Origin of the sequence: Enterobacter sp. I4, from assembly GCF_022669095.1 — a bacterium.
Taxonomy (GTDB): Bacteria; Pseudomonadota; Gammaproteobacteria; order Enterobacterales; family Enterobacteriaceae; genus Enterobacter; species Enterobacter pasteurii.
In genome coordinates, this window is record NZ_JALBUO010000001.1 from 525536 (window position 1) to 546963 (window position 21428).

At 56.8% G+C, this 21428-nt stretch carries 14 protein-coding genes and 1 tRNA gene; 5 read left to right on the forward strand and 10 right to left on the reverse strand.

The annotated features are described in order from the left end of the window. The first annotated feature begins 73 nt into the window (after nt 1-73). Entirely contained in the window at nt 74-1936 is a 1863-nt protein-coding gene (gene gss / locus MOQ06_RS02480; protein WP_242170521.1) for a bifunctional glutathionylspermidine amidase/synthase, read from the forward strand. Between the two features lie 52 nt (nt 1937-1988). Here the strand turns inward: gss and pgaD are convergent, their stop codons facing one another. The 4 genes from pgaD to pgaA are packed head-to-tail and all read right to left on the reverse strand — an operon-like array spanning nt 1989 to nt 8128. Beyond that, nucleotides 1989-2423, reverse strand: coding sequence for a poly-beta-1,6-N-acetyl-D-glucosamine biosynthesis protein PgaD (gene pgaD / locus MOQ06_RS02485; RefSeq protein WP_193354972.1), 435 nt, complete (start codon nt 2421-2423; stop codon nt 1989-1991). Beyond that, nucleotides 2420-3751 carry a poly-beta-1,6-N-acetyl-D-glucosamine synthase gene (pgaC, locus tag MOQ06_RS02490; RefSeq protein ID WP_193354971.1) on the reverse strand — a complete coding sequence of 444 codons (1332 nt, stop codon included), beginning with the start codon at nt 3749-3751 and terminating at the stop codon, nt 2420-2422. The genes pgaD and pgaC overlap by 4 nt, the downstream gene beginning before the upstream one ends. Continuing rightward, nucleotides 3744-5681 (reverse strand): poly-beta-1,6-N-acetyl-D-glucosamine N-deacetylase PgaB, encoded by a 1938-nt coding sequence (gene pgaB / locus MOQ06_RS02495; RefSeq protein ID WP_242170523.1) that lies wholly within the window; start codon nt 5679-5681, stop codon nt 3744-3746. The genes pgaC and pgaB overlap by 8 nt, the downstream gene beginning before the upstream one ends. Before the next feature lie 8 nt (nt 5682-5689). After that, on the reverse strand, nt 5690-8128 hold the full coding sequence (gene pgaA / locus MOQ06_RS02500; protein ID WP_242170525.1) for a poly-beta-1,6 N-acetyl-D-glucosamine export porin PgaA: 2439 nt from the start codon (nt 8126-8128) through the stop codon (nt 5690-5692). A 669-nt stretch (nt 8129-8797) separates the two neighbouring features. On the opposite strand from pgaA, the gene MOQ06_RS02505 reads away from it, so the two are divergent. Further along, nucleotides 8798-9325: a LuxR C-terminal-related transcriptional regulator gene (locus MOQ06_RS02505; RefSeq protein ID WP_148418646.1), complete on the forward strand. Its 528-nt coding sequence runs from the start codon at nt 8798-8800 to the stop codon at nt 9323-9325. A gap of 61 nt (nt 9326-9386) precedes the next feature. Here MOQ06_RS02505 and MOQ06_RS02510 read toward each other — a convergent pair whose 3' ends face one another. Next, a complete protein-coding gene (locus tag MOQ06_RS02510; protein WP_242170528.1) occupies nt 9387-12419 on the reverse strand; it encodes an autotransporter outer membrane beta-barrel domain-containing protein in 3033 nt (1010 codons plus the stop codon). A 116-nt stretch (nt 12420-12535) separates the two neighbouring features. Then, on the reverse strand, nt 12536-12850 hold the full coding sequence (locus MOQ06_RS02515) for a lipoprotein (RefSeq protein ID WP_148418491.1): 315 nt from the start codon (nt 12848-12850) through the stop codon (nt 12536-12538). A gap of 175 nt (nt 12851-13025) precedes the next feature. Between MOQ06_RS02515 and MOQ06_RS02520 the strand changes: the two genes are divergently transcribed. Together MOQ06_RS02520 and MOQ06_RS02525 are read left to right on the forward strand one after the other, a co-directional pair. Then, on the forward strand, nt 13026-13658 hold the full coding sequence (locus MOQ06_RS02520; protein ID WP_242170530.1) for a response regulator transcription factor: 633 nt from the start codon (nt 13026-13028) through the stop codon (nt 13656-13658). After that, nucleotides 13655-15466: a hybrid sensor histidine kinase/response regulator gene (locus MOQ06_RS02525; RefSeq protein ID WP_242170532.1), complete on the forward strand. Its 1812-nt coding sequence runs from the start codon at nt 13655-13657 to the stop codon at nt 15464-15466. The genes MOQ06_RS02520 and MOQ06_RS02525 overlap by 4 nt, the downstream gene beginning before the upstream one ends. Before the next feature lie 86 nt (nt 15467-15552). Here the strand turns inward: MOQ06_RS02525 and MOQ06_RS02530 are convergent. Together MOQ06_RS02530 and MOQ06_RS02535 are read right to left on the reverse strand one after the other, a co-directional pair. Continuing rightward, nucleotides 15553-15628, reverse strand: a tRNA-Phe gene (locus MOQ06_RS02530). Between the two features lie 95 nt (nt 15629-15723). Further along, on the reverse strand, nt 15724-16437 hold the full coding sequence (locus MOQ06_RS02535; protein ID WP_148418494.1) for a DUF554 domain-containing protein: 714 nt from the start codon (nt 16435-16437) through the stop codon (nt 15724-15726). A 181-nt stretch (nt 16438-16618) separates the two neighbouring features. On the opposite strand from MOQ06_RS02535, the gene MOQ06_RS02540 reads away from it, so the two are divergent. Next, on the forward strand, nt 16619-18754 hold the full coding sequence (locus MOQ06_RS02540; RefSeq protein ID WP_242170533.1) for an ornithine decarboxylase: 2136 nt from the start codon (nt 16619-16621) through the stop codon (nt 18752-18754). A gap of 54 nt (nt 18755-18808) precedes the next feature. Here the strand turns inward: MOQ06_RS02540 and MOQ06_RS02545 are convergent, their stop codons facing one another. After that, complete coding sequence (locus tag MOQ06_RS02545) at nt 18809-19501, reverse strand: response regulator (protein WP_242170547.1); 693 nt, start codon at nt 19499-19501, stop codon at nt 18809-18811. Then, nucleotides 19491-21128: a sensor histidine kinase gene (locus tag MOQ06_RS02550; RefSeq protein WP_242170550.1), complete on the reverse strand. Its 1638-nt coding sequence runs from the start codon at nt 21126-21128 to the stop codon at nt 19491-19493. The genes MOQ06_RS02545 and MOQ06_RS02550 overlap by 11 nt, the downstream gene beginning before the upstream one ends. Between the last annotated feature and the right edge of the window lie 300 nt (nt 21129-21428).

Sequence of the window (21428 nt, forward strand, 5' to 3'; positions counted from 1 at the left end):
TTAGTTAATTACAACGTGCAGACGACGACAAATCCCACAAAAAATTGCCGCCTGCCTGTTTTAGGTTGGACACATGCGTAAAGGAACGTTAAGCAGTGATGCACCCTTCGGGACGTTATTAGGCTACGCGCCGGGTGGCGTGGCGATTTACTCTTCGAATTACGGCAGCCTCGATCCGCGTAACTACCCGGAAGACGCGGAGTTCCGCAGCTATATTGGCAATGAATACATGGGCCATAAATGGCAGTGCGTTGAATTTGCGCGCCGCTTCCTCTTCCTCAACCACGGTTTTGTCTTTACCGACGTCGGCATGGCGTGGGAGATCTTCTCCCTGCGTTTTTTACGCGAGGTGGTGAACGATAACATCCTGCCGCTCCAGGCCTTTGCCAATGGTTCAAAGCGTCCGCCGCAGGCCGGCGCGCTGCTCATCTGGCAAAAGGGCGGGGAGTTCCACGAGACCGGCCACGTTGCCGTCATTACCCAGCGGCTGGACGACAGGGTGCGCATTGCCGAGCAGAACGTGATCCATTCTCCGCTGCCGATGGGGCAGCAGTGGACGCGCGAGCTGCGCCTTACCGTAGAGAACGGCTGCTACACCCTTCACGACACCTTCAACGATACCGAGATCCTCGGCTGGATGATCCAGACGGCGGATACTGAACACAGCATTCCTCAGCCGGAGATCGACGGCGAGCTGCTGAAGATCTGCGGCGCGCGGCTGAAGAACAACCGCCAGTTCGACGGAAAGTGGCTCAACGAAAACGACGCGCTGCAGCAGGCGTACGTACGCGCGAACGGTCATGTGATCAACAGCGATCCGTGCCACTACTTCACCATCACCGGGAGCGCCGAGCAGGAGCTAATCAAAGCCACCAATGAGCTGCATCTGATGTACCTCCACGCAACCGACAAAGTGCTGAAGGACGACAGCCTGCTGGCGCTTTTCGACATCCCGAAAATACTCTGGCCGCGCCTGCGCCTCTCCTGGCAGTGGCGTCGTCACCATATGATCACCGGCCGTATGGATTTCTGCATGGACGAGCGCGGCATTAAGGTTTACGAGTACAACGCGGACTCCGCGTCCTGCCATACCGAGGGTGGCCTGATCCTCGAAGAGTGGGTGAAAAACGGCTATCGCGGCAACGGCCATAACCCGGCGGAAGGGCTGCTGGAGGAGCTGACCGGCGCCTGGAAGCACAGCCACGCGCGGCCGTTCGTGCACATCATGCAGGACAACGATATCGAAGAGGATTACCACGCGCTCTTTATTCAGCGCTCGCTGATACAGGCCGGGTTTGAAACCAAAATCCTGCATGGGCTGGGCGCGCTGGGCTGGGACGCTGCCGGACAGCTGATTGATGACGAAGGCCGTCACGTTAACTGCGTGTGGAAGACCTGGGCGTGGGAAACGGCGATAGAGCAGATCCGCGAGGTGAGCGAAACCGAATACGCCGCCGTGCCGATCCGCACCGGGCACCCGCAGGGGGAAGTGCGCCTGATTGACGTCCTGCTGCGCCCGGAGGTGCTGGTCTTTGAACCGCTGTGGACGGTGATCCCCGGCAACAAGGCGATCCTGCCGGTGCTGTGGCAGCTGTTCCCGAACCATCGCTATTTGCTCGACACCGATTTTGAGGTTAACGACCTGCTGAAGCAGACCGGCTATGCCGTTAAGCCGATCGCCGGACGCTGCGGCAGCAATATTGATCTCATCAGCGCTCGGGACGAACTGCTGGACAAATCCAGCGGCAGGTTTGTCGATCGTAAAAATATCTATCAGCAGCTGTGGTGCCTGCCGAAGGTCGACGGCAAGTACATTCAGGTCTGTACCTTTACCGTGGGCGGAAACTACGGTGGGACCTGCCTGCGCGGCGATGAATCGCTGGTGGTGAAGAAAGAGAGCGATATTGAACCGCTGATCGTGGTGAAGGATAACTAATTCATACCAGCGATAAGAAAGCCCCCGGCGGTTACCCGGCGGGGGCTTTTTCTTACTGTTCTTCCTCGTCCTCCTGCTCGCTAATCTTCAGATCGATGATGCGGCCGATCTGGTCATGATAGACCGTCAGCAGGTTGTACTGGCTCATCTCCGAGATAAGCTGCGGTGAAACGTCAAAGCTTCTGGCAAGCTCGTCATGGTGCAAATAGCCCGCACGGCGGCGCCTCACGTGGGTACGTCGACGATTGTACTGATACCACAAAATCAGCAGCCAGCCGTTGAGCGCGGCGAGCAGCAGATAGATCAGCACCGTGTTAAAGGAAGCAATGATGTCTCCCCACCGGTACTCGCTCTCCTCGGTTAACTGCATCCACAGCCTGGCATACAGAAAAAACAGAAATCCACCCCACGCCAGCAGGGTTAGCGCGGTATCGAAAAGGCGCGGCAGTAGCCGGTGTTCGGTCAAAATTAAGGTATTTTCGTTCATTGAAGACGTCCTTTTCCCCGGTCCGGGCTGATCCAGCGCGCGCGGGCGCGCTGGCGCTTAAGCATGACTTTTGGAAATGCAACGAGGGTGGTGAACAGGCCGATCATCCAGTAGACCATCGGGAACCAAATCACCCAGAAAAGCGAGCCTGCCACTTTTCGCTCGTACCGCCGCTCGATGTACAGGCTGACAAGGAACTGCATCAGGCACATCACGCCCAGCAGCAGCCCGGTAAACGCCGGTGGAAAGAGGGTTTCGACGGTCAGGTTGGCGGGCACCGGCGCGACATGGCTGATGATGAATAACAGTACCGTCACCGCGTAGGCAAACGCCCACAGCGTTGACAGCGCGTACTCCAAAAACAGGGGCCACATGCGATGGTGTTCCCAGCGCACGATCCGGCGAAGGTTGACCAGAAATACCTCCGCGCCGCCCTGCGCCCAGCGCAGGCGCTGTTTCCACAGGCCCCTGAGCGTCTCCGGCATCAGGATCCAGCACAGCGCCCGCGGCTCGAAAAAGATATCCCAGTGGCGCAGCTGGAGCTTCCAGCTGATGTCGATGTCTTCGGTGATCATGTCCGGACTCCAGTACCCGACGTCCGCCAGCGCCTGGCGGCGAAAGGCGGCGATAACGCCCGAGACGGTAAAGACCCGGCCATAGATCCGCTGCGTCCGCTTGATAAGCCCAATGATGGATGAGAACTCGCCCACCTGAATACGGCCTATCAGCGTCGAGCGCGTGCGGATCCGCGGGTTGCCGGTGACGGCCCCAACGTGGGGATACTGGATCAGCGGCGCCACCAGATACGCCGCCGTGTCGCGGTCGAGCAGGGCATCGCCGTCAATGCAGACCAGCAGATCGCCACGGGCCGCCGCCGCCCCGGCCTTGAGCGCTACGGCCTTCCCCTGGTTCTCCGCGAGGTTAATCACCCGCAGGCGCGGCTGCTCCAGCGCGAGCTGGTGCAGCACCCGGGCGGTGTTATCGGAAGACCCGTCGTTAATGGCGATAACTTCAATATTTTCGTACCGCTGAGCCAGCGCGGCGCCGATGGTCTCTCTGGCATTCCTTTCCTCGTTGAAGCAGGGAATAAGGATAGAAATTAACGGCTCACCGGCGAGCGTCGGGGCTGGCGTTTCTTTGCCCCACGGCCAGCGTCGTTCGAGCTGAAACCAGAAGTAGAGACCGCCGGTTATCCACAGCACGGACATGAACAGCGGCCAGAAGAACACAAAGTCCAGGATCAGCTCGCCGGTAAACAGGGCGGCAACGCCTAATGGCAGCCCGAACACCAGGCATAAAATAGAGAATGCGATAATGCGATCAGTCATTGTCAGGATACCAGTAGGAAGATAATTCAGGCCTGATGCGGGACATAGCAGGCTGGTTGTTAATGAAATCGTCGGGGTAGTAGCCGTAGTTTTTGACGCCGTTCAGCTGGAGCACGCGCATCCACTCCACCAGACGCTCGTCGGAAACGGGGCGCTGCGGTTTTTGCGACCAGTCTCTCGCCTGTAGTTCGAAAATGGTTTTATTGAGCGCGCCGGGCCGCGCGGCGACGGCCTTAACCAGGCGCGTCAGCCATGCATTGCTCTCCTCTGCCGGGACGGACTCCATCAGGGGCATTGCCATCGGCACCGTCCAGTCATAGGCCGCCAGAAAATCGTCAAGATTCTGCGCAAACCACGCTTCGCTTTCGGGTTGCAGAATGGGCAGGACGAACATATTGCGCGCGGTTTTGGTTTGCGGGCCGCGGATGTCCTTTACCGCCTGGCTTAAGGCCTGGGTAAACCCAATAAGCAGCTGGCTCCTCTGGCGCGCGGTATTCTGCCCGGTATCGTCAACGTCCGTCAGCACCGCGTCGTCATGGAACACAATCCCGTTGAAGCTGGCATGCCGGGCTAAATCTTCATAGATTTCCGTCACCTGCTGGCGAACCTGCGGGCTCCATGGCGAAAGCCTGATGTAGGGGTCGGTGGCGTCGTGCAATATTCCTGCCTGACGGTCCCGACGCTGAACGCGCGGCAGGGAAGGATCGAGATCGAACGAGAGCACCGGCATCCACGCGAAGACTTTTACGCCTGCCCGGGTCTGGAGCTGCCAGGAGACAAAATTAAAGAGATCGGCCCGAACCGGCAGCCGGCGGTTGGGGAAATAGAGCGCTTTGATTTTGCCGTCGCCCTGCGGGTCGGCAAACGCCTGGAGGAAAACATGGCTTATTTTCATGTCGTAGACCCGCTGGACCAGCTTGTTGATATTCCGGGTCTGCTGGGCCGGGTCGGGATCGTAAACGTAGTCGAGATCGACGTGCATGACGCGCACGGGATCGTGCTCCTGGATCTGGCTGACCGTACTGGCAAAGGTTTTGAGCGAGGGATTTCCGGCAATCAGCAGGCGGGGAATGCTGCTGAGATTGCGCACGTCCCCCAGCCCGTCCTCCAGGGTAAAGGCCAGCCGGTAGCCCTGTTTTTCGGCAATGGAGAGTGACGTGCCGTTGGCAGCACCGTACGGCCAGACCCAGGCGCGCGGCGCTTTTCCGGTTACCCGGGTGATTTTATCCGTCACCTTGCGGACGTCATCGCCGATCCGCTGGCTGAACTGCGCGTCAGTTTCATAGCGCCCCGTCGCCTTATCGTAAAAGCGGCTGGCGATGGCCGGTTCGCGGCTGCCCTGCGGGTTGGCCGGGATGCCGTAATGTGAGGCCCAGGTATGCGAGCCGATTTCAACCAGCGGGGAGCGGCTTAACTCGCGCACCATGTCCCACGTCGCGAACCGATCGCGGGGCGTCATCAGCCCTCCGAAGTTAACCTTTTGATTTTCCGGCGTATCCACCCAGCTGCCCACCGGCGCCCACAGCGCAGGAACGTTCCATGCCTGAAGCAGCGGCCAGACGCGGGTATAAAAGCTGCTGTAGCCGTCGTCAAAGCTGAGCAAAAAGGCTTTCGGCGGCAGCGTTTTATTTCCGTCATGGGCATCAAGAATGTCCTGCACGCTGATGGCGCGATAGCCGTTATGCAAAAGCCAGCCGATCTGCTCGTTTAGCGCGCTGGTGCGAACGGAGAGGTAGCGCTGGTCGGCGGCATCATCCTCTACGTCGTGATAGGCGAGAACCAGAAACTGGTTTTTCGGCCAGGGCTTGCTCGCCTCCTGCTGCGGCCTCGCTTTGGGCGCAATAAACGAGATCGCCTGCGCGCAAACGCTCGCGCTGAGGCAGAGGCAGGCGATGAGTAACAGTCTCACGGAAAAACGTGTGTTCAGCATATTCATCCTTAAAAGCGTAAAGTCGCATCAAACGAGACGGAAAGATTGCTTTCGCGTTTGCCGTCGTAAGGGCGTTTATCCCAGTTCAGCATCACCCCGGTATCAATGACGTTATTCCACTGAACGCGCTGCCCGTAGCCCAGCAGGGTAACGGCGCCAGGCGACTGATTTTTCTGCCAGTATCCGCCGCCGCCGGCCACAATCTGCTGGCTCCAGAGGGTGTCGTAGTGGCGGTACATCTCATGGTCAACGGACAGGGCTGCCGTGACGGAGAGATCCCGCTCGGGGTTGTAATAGAGCGTATCCCGCAGGCTGTTTTTGCTGGCGGCGATCCCCGGTTCGAGATCCAGCGTCAGGGAGGGGCTTTGCCAGAGACGCTCTTTCCCCGTGAGGGCGTATTCCTGACGGCGGTTATGGTCTGAGAAGCGGCTAACGGCGGCGCTGAGCCGATACTCCCGGCGCTCGTTCTGGTACCAGCGCACTCCGCCTTCGCCCCGGTTCGCGCCGATCCCATTGCGGAGCACCCGTAAGGGCGTGGTGCGGGACAACCGTTCGAGGCTACCGCTGACCTGCCAGCTATCGTTGAGGCTGTAAGTCGTTGAGAGCCGGGCACCCGGCGTGCTTTTACCGTGATATCGGTTGCTGGAGAGCTCGGCCTCGAGCGTGAGGTCGCGGGGCCGCCACTCAACGCCGCCCAGCAGGTGGCGGCTGATGCCTTTACCTTCGTCAAAATTGCCCTGCGCATAGCGGGCGCCGGCAAACAGCCGCCAGCTATCCGCCACGGGCGGGCCATAGAGCGTGGCGTCCCAGCTCATGTCGTGGCTGCCGCTGACGGGATTGTCCGAGTGCAATCCTTTACCCGCGTTCAGACGCAGTTCAGACATGTGGTGGACCGCTCTGAGCCTGTCCAGACGGCGGGCGCTGCGATCGTCGGGCGCGCGGGCTATCACGTCCTCAGCCAGTAAATCCATCTGTCGCCACTCCTGAAGGTCCATTGCGACGTAAGCCTGCTGTTTCTCAAGCTCCAGATTCGAAGGTTCTAGCGCCTCCGCTCGCTTAAGCTTTTGCTCGGCCGCGCGCGGCTGGCCCCTGGCCTGAAGCAGGGCGGCATAGTCAATCTGTAACCCCTGATTGCCCGGCGCCGTTGACGCCAGACGATGCGCCAGCCTTTCGGCCTCCGGCAGGGCGTTGGTCGCCAGCAAATAGTTAAATGTGAGCGACTGCCCGGTAAGCCACCGATCGTTCGGCTGAGCGGTCGGGGACCCGAAATCGTAGCGGATCCAGGGGACGCTGCGGGTCTGGCGCTCAACGTAGCGGCGGGCGGCCTGGTACTGCCCCGTATCCAGCCAGGCGTAGAAAAGCGCGTGCTCCTCGTCCTGCGGATCGGAGGCGTACCGTGGATAGCGCTGCAGAAGCGAGAAGGCGGCGGCGGTGTTTTTCTCCTGCAAATAGGCGGAGATCGCCCAGCCGATGGCCCACTCCGGCACCGGATGCCGTGCGGCTGTCAGCGCCTGATATTCGCTAATGACCTGCCGGTAATCACCGCGCGCGTACAGCGCGCCAAGCCGATCGATATGGGCAAGGATGACGTCTTCAGCCGCCTGCGGTTCGCTTTGCCAGCGGGAAAGCAGGGCGTGGTAACGATCTAACGCGTTTTGCGCCAGCCGCAGGCGCTCTTTCTCCGTTCTGCCGGGCACATCCGCCAGGCGTACCATTTCGGCAGCGGCGTTACGCTCAAGGCGGCGACGCTCCGCGGGAGACAGCGCCGCGCTTCGTGACAGCCAGAGCGCGGGCGTGCTTACCCGGTTATCCGCTAGCGCATCGATCGTCTCGCGAAGAAGGGCCGTATTCCCCGGTGCGGCGTTCAGCGCGCGCATGTCCGCCAGCAGCCGATCCCAGCTTTTTCCCTGACGCATCCAGACATAGGAGAGCGTCTCAAGGTGCGCGGGAGATGGATCGTCCTTAACCATCTGCCGGGCTTCCCGAAGCGCGAGGCGATCCATGCGGGCGTCGGCCAGGGTCTTAACGTAGCCGATGCGGTAATCGTCGTTATCCGGCGCAAGGCTGCGCGCCTCTTTCCACAGCGTTAAGGCGGAAGGCCAGGCTTTTTGGTTTCTTCTTGACTGCGCGACGGCAGCGATGGCGCGAGCGGGCAGCGGCATATAGATGCCATAACGCTGCCAGATCTGAATCACCTCGTCATCGCGGCCTGCCCAGGAGGCTACCTGTAACCAGTCCGCAACCCGTTCGGGCGTTAAAGCATGCTGCTGCTCGTAGCGCTGTACATAATCAAGAAACAGAGCGTAATTACCGTTACGTGCCTGTTGAATCTGATGCTCATAAACGGATTCATCAGCCTGAACCAGAACAGGAAAGAGTAATACCAGGAACAATAATATTGTGGTGCGATAAAAGAATAACGTAGTGAAGCGAAGCGATCTTTCCATATCTATTTGCCATTTGTTTATCATGAATCCATTGCATAACACGGCCGCCTTTTAACTCAGCGTTAAAGGCCATAAAGGAAAACATTAAATCTGAATGATGTTACGTTATGGGGTACTTACCTAAAGGTAATTATGAGCCCTCCGCACAGTGGTTCGGTTGGGGGTAATGTACACCTGATGTGTTGGGGGATAAATAAGCTGAAAAGCGGGGTGGAGGTTTTGAGATAATTCTGGAAGCAAGCGGTTTTTTAGATAATTAAATACAAGGCGTTTGTTTTTAAGTTACTGATAGTATTTGATTTTTCTTTCTTGCTTTTCCTTTTGGCTATATTCGAAATGAAGTTCTGTGCAGTTAATTAAAGAACTTTCCGGTGCATGTTTGGGAAGTTTCATGACAAAAATTCTTAATGTTCAGGGAAGTGACTTTTCTGAAATTCTTTTTTATTTATAATTAACGCAAGCCATTGAGTGATAGTCTGCAAAAAGTCTGGCTCACCAATGCGCATATTGAGGGATGATCAAAGCCAGAATACATTTGCCGTTAATGTAAAGCGCTATAAACGAAAGCGTTCTTCTTTCTTAAGAGGCGGGCTTGCTATAATCTAAAAGGGATGGTTAGTGGCGACTTCAATAGTGTTAGTGACTCAGGATTGTTTCCTTGTCAGGGGGATGCGGCTATTTTTCCCGGATATAATTTGCCTCAGTTCGATTGACAGAAACATATTTGATACCGGTGCAGATGAATATACTGTACTGATTGATAGCCGTACGCCGCTCCGTTTATATGATTACCTGATACGCCATCCGGCCAGAACGAGAAAAACGATCTGCTGCGTTATGCTGGATATGGGCCATCGGGATGAGGATCTGCTCAGTATGAAGCTGTTTATGAACACGTCGCTTACGGCTCCGGATATGGCGTCGTTATTCAATCTGGTGCTCGATATGAAAGGCAGGCGTCTGACAACCAAATGGCTGCTTAACTTACGGCTGAGCAGACACGAAGCGATAATGCTGCGGTTGCTGAAGGCAGGGAGGTCGATGGAAGAGATTGCAGAGAAGCTGAATATGTCGGTCAAAAGCCTGTACCGCAAGCGAACGATGCTGTCGGAGCGGCTAGGGGCGGGGAACTTCAACGAAGCGTGTTTATTTATCTTTAAAAACAAACTGCTGGACGCGGTTGGGAACGATCCCTAGCTTTGTCAGAAGCCAAAAGCAAAAACCCGCCACGAGGGCGGGTTCGTTAAAGTGAAATCCTTCAGAACGACCAGCGCAGATTAGCGTTAACCGAGTTGACGCGGGTGTCCGCACCATATTGTCCCTGATAACCCACATCCAGCGTCGCGACACGCGACAGCTGTACGCTCACGCCGATATCACCCACCATCACGTCCTCATCTACGGCCTGCCCCTGAGTAATGAACGCGTCGCTGCCCGCAAACGCCATGCGCGAAGAGGTATTCTTATCGCCATACGCGTGCTGCCATCCCAGCGAACCGTAGAGGTTAACGTTCTTCGGCAGTTCGGTCATACCGCGCACCCCGAGGGTGGAATAGAAGGTGTTCATCGTTTCGTTACGTACGCTCAGCGCGGCGGCACCGCCGTCCTCCCTGAAGCTGTCGGTATGCAGCCGAATGTACGATAAATTGACGAACGGCTCGAGATTCATATCAGGCTGGCCGAAACGGTAGCCCGCTTCGGTGAACGCCAGCAGCGAGTTGGCGTCGTAATCCGACTTCAGCCGATCCGAGAAGCCGCTGAAATCAACGTTGCGCTCGCCTTCGATCTTGTGCCAGGTGTAACCCAGCGCGCCGCGAAGGGAGAACGCATCCTGTTGACCAGCCGCATACAGGCCAAGGTGATAGTTGTCGGTATCCGTTGAGGAACGACGGCTGTCGACGTCGTAATCACCGCGGCTGTAGCCGAAGTAGCCACCGACGCGCACGTTATGGTCCGCCAGCTTGCGATCTGCCCCCAGCAGGAAGCCGGTGGTGTTGCCGTCCAGCTTGCCCACGTTACCGTCGCCGCTGTTTCGGCTCCAGGAGCTAAAGGTCTGGCCCCAGACGCCACTGTTTTGCGGCTCCGGCTGCTGCACCAGCGACATCGCTAGCGGTGGTATCGGCAGGCTGTCGTTATCAAACGCGCGCTGCATACGCTTGTTTAAGACGTTAACCACCTGCGTGCTCCCGGCGATAAGACTGGACTGCACGGACGGATAAACTTCACCGGACAGCTGGTTGAACGCCTCGCGCGCTTCCGGCGCGCTCAGCACCAGCAGCGAGTTATACAGCGCCAGCGACGGGCCGCTTTGCGTCAGCGTGGAGAGCGAACCGGCGGTATTCCACTGGTTGCTGCTCTTTGCCACGGTCTGGAAAATCCCCGGCTTGCCGCTGCCCGGGTTTTCACCGCCAGGATTCTCACCGCCCGGATTTTCGCCACCCGGATTCTCACCACCTGGGTTTTCGCCTCCGGGGTTCTCTCCTCCTGGATTTTCACCGCCAGGGTTTTCGCCTCCAGGATCCTCACCGCCGGTCTCTTTCTGCGCGATGGTCAGATCGACGGCGTTGGTGCTCTGCCTGAGCGCCACGTCCAGGAAGGCGGATTTAGATATCGCCGACGCAAACTCGCCGTCAATCCCGCCGTTCGACGTCAAAATGCGGTAGCTTTGGCCCGTTTTGTAGCTGGTTTGCGGGTCCAGTGCGGTGACCTGTACCTTAGCCTGATTGCTGATGGTGGTTTTGCCCGACACCAGCAGCTGGTCGCTGCGGCCATCACCCGCGATATCTACGTCATAGAAAGATTCGCCGATAAAGTTCAGATAGCGTTTCAGCGTCAACGTGCCGATATTGCCGTCGCCGGGCGAGATATGCCCGCCGGACAGGATCTCGGTCTGGCCCAGCGTGCCGTTACCGCCCAGCGTGCCGCCGGCCTTGATTGACGCGGCGCTACTGTAACCTTGTCCGTTGTTAACGTCGGATCCCGCCGTTGCGTTGAGGATCAGCGTACCGCCGTTCTCGGCGCTAAGGGTCTGAATCTCAAAAATATCGTCTTCTGCCCGGGTGTTAATATTGCTGGCAATGATGACTTTACCGCCCCGCGCGGTCACGTTCGCCTGAAGGGCTGAAAGATCGCCGTTCAGCGTCGTCTGCCCGGAGGTATTTATCACCTCACCTTCGCCGCTCATCGTGTTGCTGAAGACGTAATCATCGTCGGTATGGTTGAAGTAAACATAGCTGCCGAACAGCCCGCCGCGCAGGCTGATTGCCGTCTTCGCATCAAGGGTTCCCGCGCCGCCCGCCGTACCAAGCGTTGGCTCCGTTATACCCGTGCCGGTATCCATGTTGCCGCGGCTGCCGATGATGAGCGCACCCCGGTTCGAGCCGGAACCCGATGTCCCCACGATCAGCGCATTGCTGCCTGCGGAAAATGAACCGCCGTCAATAACCGACAGCACGCCATTGCCATAATCACCCACGCTAACGCTGCTGTCGCTGGTAAAGCGCGAGTCTTTGCCCGCAATCACCAGCTCAGCGGTTTTCCCCGCCCCGGAGACGCCCGCCACCTGCACGCCGCCAACGTTAACCGCTCCGCCGTCCAGCACGTCCAGGTCGCCATTAAGCGTCAACGTACGGCCAACGTTCCACTGTGAGCCGCTTCCGGTGACGGTGGCTTTCGGGCTCAGCGTGTCGGCTTCATCCGGCCCGGTACCATTACCGATGCGCGCATCGTAGGCGGTATTGAGCGCCGCACCGTCCTCAATTGCCAGCGTGGAGCGTGCGCCCAGATCGGGGCCTACGCTCAGAAAATTACTGGTCACGCGTGAGCCGGCACCCGTGGCGATAAGGTGGCTGTCGTAGCCCCGGGTGGTGCCGACAACGATCTCCTTTGCGCTCGCCAGCGCGCCCTCTTCGACTCGCAGGGTGCCGAGCCCGAGATTCAGGTCGCCGCGCAGGACGTATCGATCGTTCACCGCGTTAAGCTCCGCGTTTGGCCCACGGACCGTGACCACGCTTTCATAAATCTGGCCGTCGAACAGCCGACCGATATTGATGTTATAGGCGGTGATTTTGCCATTATCGATCAGCAGGTTTCCGCGTTGAGTACGTCCAACGTAAACGTCGCCGGTGTAACCCAGCGTTTCGGTAATACGCGAGTCGCCGTCAAAAAATGCATCGGCTGCACGCGCGACGTCGGCAGGTAAAAGCAATAACAGCGGCGCGGAAAATAGGGCGAGGTAAAGTCTGGAAAGCGGCGTCTTAACCGCTAAAGAATGCGATGTAGAGTTATTCACGGGCTATCTCCGTACTCATTAGCGTGATGTCGGGAAAATCGTTTTTATATGAAAACTCAGATACGTCAGATAACGTAAAAGGCGTTATTTATGTACGCCTTTTGCTGTGGCGTTAATTATTTATGTGTGACAACAGGTGTGCAGGTTGGCGCGCTCAGCGTCGGTGCGGATCCTAAAATTCCCGGCATCATCATCGATGAGCAATCGAAAATACGCCCTTTTTCCGTCGTCGCGCGATAAGAGAGTTTTTGTCCTCCCAGCGCGTCCGGCTGGGCGCCATTAACGTTGGTCACGGTTATTTCATCCGATGAGCCCAGCCCCAGCATTTTAGCGGTCTCCGCCTGCAGGAGTGGAATAGCCTGATCGGTTTTTAGCGTGGAACAACCGGCTAGCATCAACGTAATGGTTAAAAAGAGCAGCGATTTTTTCATAAATTATCCTTTATATCCAATCAGTTAATTTCACTGATTGTATTTAAGTTCTCAATTACCCAAATCAGCGAATAATATATTTCTCTTTCCTAATCGAAAAAACCCTCCTAAAGTAGGGTGGGTAGATAATAATTCATCCGAACTCTCAGATATGCGAAGGTCAAAGGAGGACCCTTTGGGACAGAATTATGCGCTGGTCGTTGATGACCATCCATTGGTAGCAAGCGGCATCGCCAATTTTCTGATTACACATTGCCAGTTTAAGCAGGCGTGCGTGGTGACGAATGAGGAAGATTGCTACCGTCAAATTAGGGATACCGGCCCGCCACGCTTGCTGGTAATCGATTTTTGGCTCTCGTCCGGAACGGCCCTGAAATTACTCAAAGAAATAAAACAACTTTACCCACAGGTACGACTCCTGGTGGTCAGCGGGGATGACAATAATGATCTCTGGCGGAAAGTGCATGCCGCCGGTGGGCACGGTTTTGTATTGAAAAGCGAGCCGCCTGAAATGTTCTCACGGGCCGTTTTCGCACTCGCTGATAATTTAACCTGGTTTCCTGAGGGAAACGAAATTCCCGTTAAGTCGACCAATGAGAAGTTAAGTAAATTTAACTTAACGCCGCGACAAATTGACGTGTTAAATATGATTATGCGCGGCCTGCCAAATAAACGAATCGCCGCACAGCTTTCAATTTCTGAGCCTACGGTAAAAGAACACATCAGCAATATTTTGAAAAAGATAGGCGTTAACAGCCGGGTCGAAGCCATCACGCTTTTGCATGGCAAACAGGAATCATCGGAATGAGGTTTTTCCAGCGTTTACAAAACGATGTTATCTCTGCTCCGGCGCAGATCCGTTTGCTAAACAATACATTTCTACGGCTGGTATTCAGCTTTAGCGCGGTACCCTTTGTCGGTATTCCTTTCGCCATATGGATTTATATGCTTGGGGACAGCCTCGGCCCAACCATTACCTGGATAATCATTTATCTGCTATGTGCTGTGGCGATACGAATATTGCACCGGCGCTATCAGCGCGAAGCGAAAGAAAATGTTGAAAAGGACGTCCTGCGGCGCTGGCTTCCGCGTATTAATAATATCGCCTTTATTCACGGGCTGGGCATTTCATCACTCTATTTAATTACGCCACAGACGCAGAACTTTGACTTTTTCCTGCTGCTTAATATCAGCATTGCCGCCATCGTTGCCGCCAACGCAACGCATCTGACGCCGGTCATCAGCACCTTTACGCGTTTTTTCTTCGCCTCGTGGGGCGTGCTGAACCTCGGTATTATCTGGCGGCTGGATGAGCTGATGTTCATTGTGCTTATGCTGAACCTGCTTTACGGCTTCGCGATTTACCGCCATGCGTTAACGTCACATGCGTTCTTTATTCAGCAGGCGCTGCTTGAGGAAAAAAGCTCACGCCTGGCGGAGCAGTTTCGTCAGGCCAAAGAGGACGCGGAGCAGGCGCTGCTGGATAAAAATCAGTTTCTGACAACCGCCAGCCACGATCTGCGCCAGCCCGTGCACGCTATGGGCTTTCTGATCGAAGCCATCCTCCACCGAAACCGGGACGACAGCCTGACGCCGCAACTCCTTGACCTGCAGCAGAGCGTTCGCTCGGTACATTTGATGCTCAATTCTCTGCTCGATCTCAGCAAAATAGAATCCGGGAATGTACTCTCTGCCCCTACCAAAGTGGATATCGGCGCTCTGCTCGACTCGGTCATCACGCTGTTTCGCGAAGAGGCCAACAGCCGCGCACTTAGGCTGTGCACCCGGCGGCCCAAACGCCGCATCTGCGTGACAGGCGATCCGCTTCTGGTGCGACAGTCCCTGATTAACCTGATTCAAAACGCCCTCCGCTACACGCTCAAGGGCGGCGTGCTGGTCGCCATCCGACCGCGCGGCGAGGAGTGTATGGTGGAGGTGTGGGACACGGGGGTCGGTATCGCCGATGATGAGAAAGGCAAAATCTTTTCACCTTACTACCGCCCCGAGCTGGCATGGAAGATCGACAGCGCCGGACACGGGCTGGGGCTGGCCGTAGTCGCCCGCTGTGCCAAGCTGATGAAGGTGAAGTACGGGATGCAATCCATTGAAGGTAAAGGCTCACGCTTCTGGATGCGCTTCACCCAATATGCTGGCGAAGACATCGCGCCGGATATCCCGCCCGCCAGTGACAACACCGCCACGCCGGTACGCTATGCGCCGCTGCACGGCTCCTGCCTGGTCGTCGATGACGACCCGCTGGTGACGTCTGCCTGGGAGAGCCTGATGAGCGTCTGGGGAATCAACGTGCGCTGTGCGGCCTCCGCTGAAGAGGCGTTTGCCATAATCGACGACGGCTTTACGCCGTTCGCCGTGCTGTGCGACCAGCGTCTGCGATCCGGCGAAAGCGGCTTCGACATCCTGAAAGCGCTTTTTGAACGTCTGCCGGATATGAGCGGCGCGATAGTCAGCGGCGAATTTAATTCACCGGTTCTGCTGGAGGCGGAGCAGGAGGGGTACCTGGTGCTCCGCAAGCCTCTCGAGCCGGCTAAACTGCATGCGCTGCTGACGCAGTGGTCGGGGGGAATGGATAAAAACGTGGCTGCGGGATTACGTTGATTGAGCGGGGGCAAGTTAAGGCATTACGGAAGGATTGGCGGGCTTAGAAAGCAAAAACCCGCCACGAGGGCGGGTTCTTTAAATAGTGGTGCCCGGACTCGGAATCGAACCAAGGACACGGGGATTTTCAATCCCCTGCTCTACCGACTGAGCTATCCGGGCAACGGGGCGCATTAAACCCGATTCATCCTCCGTCGTCAACGAAATTTGTTGTTTTCGTTGCAGACTGCACACTCTCTCACCATTTCGCCGCAAACTTAAGCGAAAAAGTGCGTCCAGAGCGCGGAAAGGGGCATTGCGAGCAGCAGGGCAGGGAGCATATTCACCACCGCGAACATTTTGATCCCGCAGATGCGCAGCCCCGTCGCCAGCAGCAGCAGGCCACCAACGGCGGTAAAGTCCGCCATCATCGCGGGCGTCGTCAGCGGCAGGATCAGCGCGGCGCAGGCGGCAAGCGCCAGCTGAATAAGCAGCATCGGCACACTAATCGCGGCGACGGCGATGCCGAGCGTGGTGGCAAAAATCGTGGCGGTGAAGAAATCCAGAAATGCCTTCGCAATCAGGATGCTGGGGTCACCGGTCATCCCTTCCTGCATCGAACCGAAAATTCCCGTCCCGCTGGCGCAGAACAGAATAATTATCGCGACGTAGTTCTGAATAAACGATTCATGGGTGCCGTGTTTCGCCTTGCCCGGCCGGGCAATCAGGTTTTTGGCCTTGCCTACCGCGCTGTTGATGCCTTTTTCCAGATAGCAAAACTCGCCTATCAGGGCGCCAAGCAGCGTTGCCAGCACCATCACCGGCAGGTTGGCGCATTTAATCACTAACAGGATGCCGATCCCCAAAGATGCCAGTCCAAAAATAGAGGGCATAGAGACCCGAATACGCTCCGGCAATCGCTGACTGAGCACCGCTCCGAGTACGCCGCCCAGCAGTACGGCTCCCGCGTTGATAAAGGGTCCAATAACCACGTTTAACTCCTGTTATTTAAGCATTGTCATTGCATGATTATGGCATGTCTGTGCCTGATTACGCTTAGCTTTGGGAGGCGAAATGCATACTGATTCCTTGTTGCACCTGAAAATAAAAGGTGACATGATTGCGCGAATTTTCTCCTCCCTGTCTCACCGTTCGGTGAGGGTACTTGCGCTTATGAAAACCATGAAAATTGCCGTCAGCCGCGAGCTGGTATCCACAGTATCTACCCACCGCGAAAAGGTGACGCTGGATAACACCGATTTTACCGATGTGGCGGCAGTCGTCATGACGGTCGCGGAAAGCGGGAGCGGCATTCTTGCGCTGCTGAAGCGAACCGGTTTTCAGCTACCGGTGTTTATGTTCTCGCCGGAGCCCGGAGAGGTGCCTGATGGCGTCACGGCGGTTATCTCGGGTAAAGCACAGGAATTCCTGGAAGTAGAATCTGCCGCCTGCCGGTATGAAGAGAACCTGCTGCCGCCTTTTTTTGACACCCTGAGCCAGTATGTCGCGATGGGCAACAGCACCTTTGCCTGTCCGGGACACCAGCACGGCGCGTTTTTCAAAAAGCATCCCGCCGGGCGGCAGTTTTATGATTTCTTCGGTGAGAACGTGTTTCGCGCCGATATGTGCAACGCCGACGTCAGGCTCGGGGATTTGCTGATTCACGAAGGGTCTGCCAAGCACGCGCAGAAGTTCGCGGCGAAAGTCTTTAATGCGGATAAAACCTACTTCGTGCTCAACGGCACCTCCGCTGCCAACAAGGTGGTGACCAACGCGCTGCTGACCCGCGGCGATCTGGTGCTGTTCGATCGTAACAACCACAAGTCCAACCATCACGGCGCGCTGATCCAGGCCGGGGCAACGCCAGTCTATCTTGAGGCGGCGCGTAACCCGTTTGGCTTTATCGGCGGGATTGACGAACACTGCTTTGACGACGCTTACCTGCGCAATCTGATCCGCGACGTTGCGCCGGAGAAGGCAGGCGAGACCCGCCCGTTTCGCCTGGCCATTATCCAGCTCGGCACCTACGACGGCACGATCTACAACGCCCGTCAGGTGATCGACAAGATCGGCCATCTTTGCGATTACATCCTCTTTGACTCCGCCTGGGTTGGCTACGAGCAATTTATTCCGATGATGGCGGAAACCTCCCCGCTGTTATTGGAGCTGAATGAGAACGATCCGGGCATTTTCGTGACCCAGTCGGTGCACAAGCAGCAGGCCGGGTTCTCGCAAACCTCGCAGATCCATAAAAAGGATAACCACATTCGCGGTCAGGCGCGCTTCTGCCCGCACAAGCGGCTGAACAACGCGTTTATGCTGCACGCCTCCACCAGCCCGTTTTATCCCCTGTTCGCCGCGCTGGACGTGAACGCCAAGATCCACGAAGGCGAAAGCGGGCGCAGGCTGTGGGCGGAGTGCGTGGAGCTGGGCATCGAAGCGCGCAAGGCGATCGTGGCGAACTGCCATATGATCAAACCGTTTATTCCGCCGACGGTGGCGGGGCGTCCGTGGCAGGATCATCCGACTCACGCCATCGCCAGCGAGCGTCGCTTCTTTAGCTTTGAGCCGGGCGCAAAATGGCACGGGTTTGAGGGCTATGCCCGCGAGCAGTACTTCGTCGATCCGTGCAAGCTGTTGCTGACCACGCCGGGCATTGATGCGGAAACGGGGGCATACGCGAATTTCGGTATCCCGGCGACCATTCTGGCGCACTATCTGCGTGAAAACGGCATCGTGCCGGAGAAATGCGACCTCAACTCGATCCTGTTCCTGCTGACGCCGGCGGAGAGCGCCGGGAAGATGGCGCAGCTGGTGGCGATGCTGGGGCAGTTTGAACAGCATATTGAAGACGACACGCCGCTCGCGGACGTGCTGCCGACCATCTACCAGAAATACCCGGTGCGTTACCGCGACTACACTATCCGGCAGCTTTGCCAGGAGATGCACGATCTCTACGTCAGCTTTAACGTGAAGGATTTGCAGAAGGCGATGTTCCGCCGGGAGAGCCTGCCCGCCGCGGTGATGAACCCGCAGGACGCCAACCAGGAGTACATTCGCGGAAACGTGGAGCTGGTGCGCATTCGCGACGCGGAAGGGCGCATCGCCGCCGAAGGCGCGCTGCCGTATCCGCCGGGCGTGCTGTGCGTGGTGCCGGGCGAAGTCTGGGGTGGCGCGGTGCAGCGCTATTTCCTGGCGCTGGAGGAGGGCATTAATATGCTGCCGGGCTTCTCGCCGGAGCTGCAGGGCGTGTACAGCGAGAAGGACGCCGACGGGATTAAGCGGCTGTATGGGTATGTGTTGAGATAGTGCGGGCTGTTGCCCTCACCCTAACCCTCTCCCACAGGGAGAGGGAACTTTTCTTCAAACCGCACTACGTTTATACATCCTTCTCGGATGCCCAATCTTCCCGTACAGCATCTCCACGCTCAGAAAGCCCACCTCCACGCAGTGCTCCAGATAGCGTCGGGTAGTGGTTTTACTCAGTCCCGTCTCGCTCACCACCTCATCCACCGTAAAGCAGTGCGCCGCCTTGTTGTTAAACAGCGTCTGCACCCGCGCCAGCGTATTCTCCTCAATCCCTTTGCTGCCGTTGTCCAGGCGGTAGTTTTTCGCCTGTAACTGATAGAGTGAATCCACGTTCTGCTGATCGACAATTTTCCACACGCGCTGCTGTTCGGCAAACTGTACGAAGCGCTCCAGCGACTGGCTAAGACGCTTCCAGGAAACCGGCTTGAGGATATAGTCGAACGCGCCGTTACGAATAGCCTGGCTACAGGTCCCCATATCGCTGGCGGCGGTGATGAAAATCACCGAGCAGTTGGCGCGCGCCAGCATGGGGTCGCTAACTAGCGTGATGCCCTTACCGTCGGGCAGGTAGTTATCCAGCAGCATCAACTGCGGCCGTTTGCTCTCCAGCTGAACCTGCGCGTCGGCCAGCGACGAGGCAATCCCCACCAGCCTCAGGCGAGGGTGTTTACCGATCAGCTCCGCGTGCAGTTGCGCCAGTTCGTTCTCGTCTTCAACAATCAGTACGTCGATAAGTTCATGTTGCATAGTCGGTATCTTCCAGTTCCTGTGCGGGGTGCCGGGCCGTTCCCGTGGCGGGAATAAACAGTGAGAAAATGGCACCGCGTGGGGTGTTATCGGCAACTTCGATTGCGCCGCCAGCCTGCGTGACATAGCTTTCAATCAGATACAGGCCAATACCGTGATCGCCGCGCGTTTTGGTGGTGATGCCGCGCTCAAATATCCTGTCGCGGATCTCCGGTCTGATGCCGACGCCCTGGTCGGCGACTTCGATAATCAATTCCTGCGCGCTGAGCTTTATCAGCACTTCAACCGGCGCATGGGGAAGCGGGGCCCGCTGGGTTGCCTCGATGGCATTATCCAGCAGGTTACCGATGATCGAGATAAGCTCCGATTCCGGCAGCGGCAGGAACGGCTTATCCATCCGGCAGGCCGGATCGAAACTCAGCTCAACGCCCTTCTCGCGGGCGCGGGCGGCCTTGCCGAGCAGCAGCCCGCACAGCGTTGGGGAGCTAAAGCGGGACGAGATAAAGTCCAGAAGCTCCTGGGCATGCTCCGACTGCGCCTGAATGTAGCGAATCGCCTCTTCATAACGGCCCATGTGCAGCAGGCCAGAAAGCGTGGTCATGCGGTTCAGCTGCTCGTGACGCATGATGCGCAGGTTATCGACGTAGCGTTTTACCTGGCTGAGCTGGGCGCTGAGGGAGTCGATCTCGTTGCGATCGCGGAAGGTGATCACCCAGCCCTGCAAAGCATCCTCCAGCATGATCCGCACCCGGCTGGCAATGACCGTGAGATCGTTAAAGCGGCAGATCTCATCGTGGGTGTCTTTCGCGAGCATGGTCTGCGGGTTGAAGAACGGTACGGGCGCGATCACCCGGCCGATGGGCTGGCCGCGCAGCTCGCGCGCGGGCTGGCTTAGGCCTAACAGCTTGCGCGCCGCCTGGTTGATCACTTCAATGCGCAGATCGTCATCTATGGCAATCACCCCTTCATAAATGGATTCCATCATCGCCTTTTGCTGGCGCACCAGCAGGCCGATTTCGCGTGGCTCAAGGGAGAAGATCTGCTTTTTGATACTGCGGGTGAAGAACCAGGAGAAGACAAACAGAGCGATAAGCAGCAGGACGGCGGCAATCAGAATATTGACCACCTTGTTGACGGTGATGGTGTCGAGATAGCTCGTGAGATACCCCACCGAAACAATGCCCACCACCTGTCCGGCATCGTTGAAAATAGGGGCTTTGCTGCGCAGTGAAATGCCTAAACCGCCCTTGCGGATGGTGGTGGTGCTTTTGCCGTGCAACACCTCGTCGTTATCCCCACCCACCAGGGTGGTGCCTACGCGGTCGGCAAAGACGGAGTGAAAAAGATGCAGCCCTTTATTGTCACCTATCACAATAAAACTGGCATCGCTGTGGGCCGCTATTTTCTGCATAAAATTCCGGATGCCCTGGATATCCTTTTGCTCAACCTCTTTTCGCAGCGTAGGAATAAGCGCAATTTCTTCTGCCTGTATTTTTGCGCGCGCACTCATTTCCTGATAAAGCTGCCTGCCGACATCGACATAATAATATCCGCCCAGCAACGCAAACAGCACTGAGAAAAAGACGACCAGCGAAATAAACAGCTTGATCTGAAACGATACTTTCATAACTATCACGCGAGGTATCAACAGGTCGGCCCAATATATCACCTTTTAAGGCGAGGGCGCCCGCTTTGCCGAAAACTTGTGATCCCTTGCACAGCACGGCCCGTACAAGAATTTTCCTAAAAAGGTGAACCGCTTAAGGCAAAATGAATAAATGTTATTTGTTTGTGCATTTAAGAAAAGAAACCATAAAAACCACGGCAATAAATAAGGCGTAAATCACATTAAATAAAAGAAACCATTAAAACCATAGCTGCCATTAAAACTTCGCTTTTAATATGCCATTCCTCACATAAAGTAAGC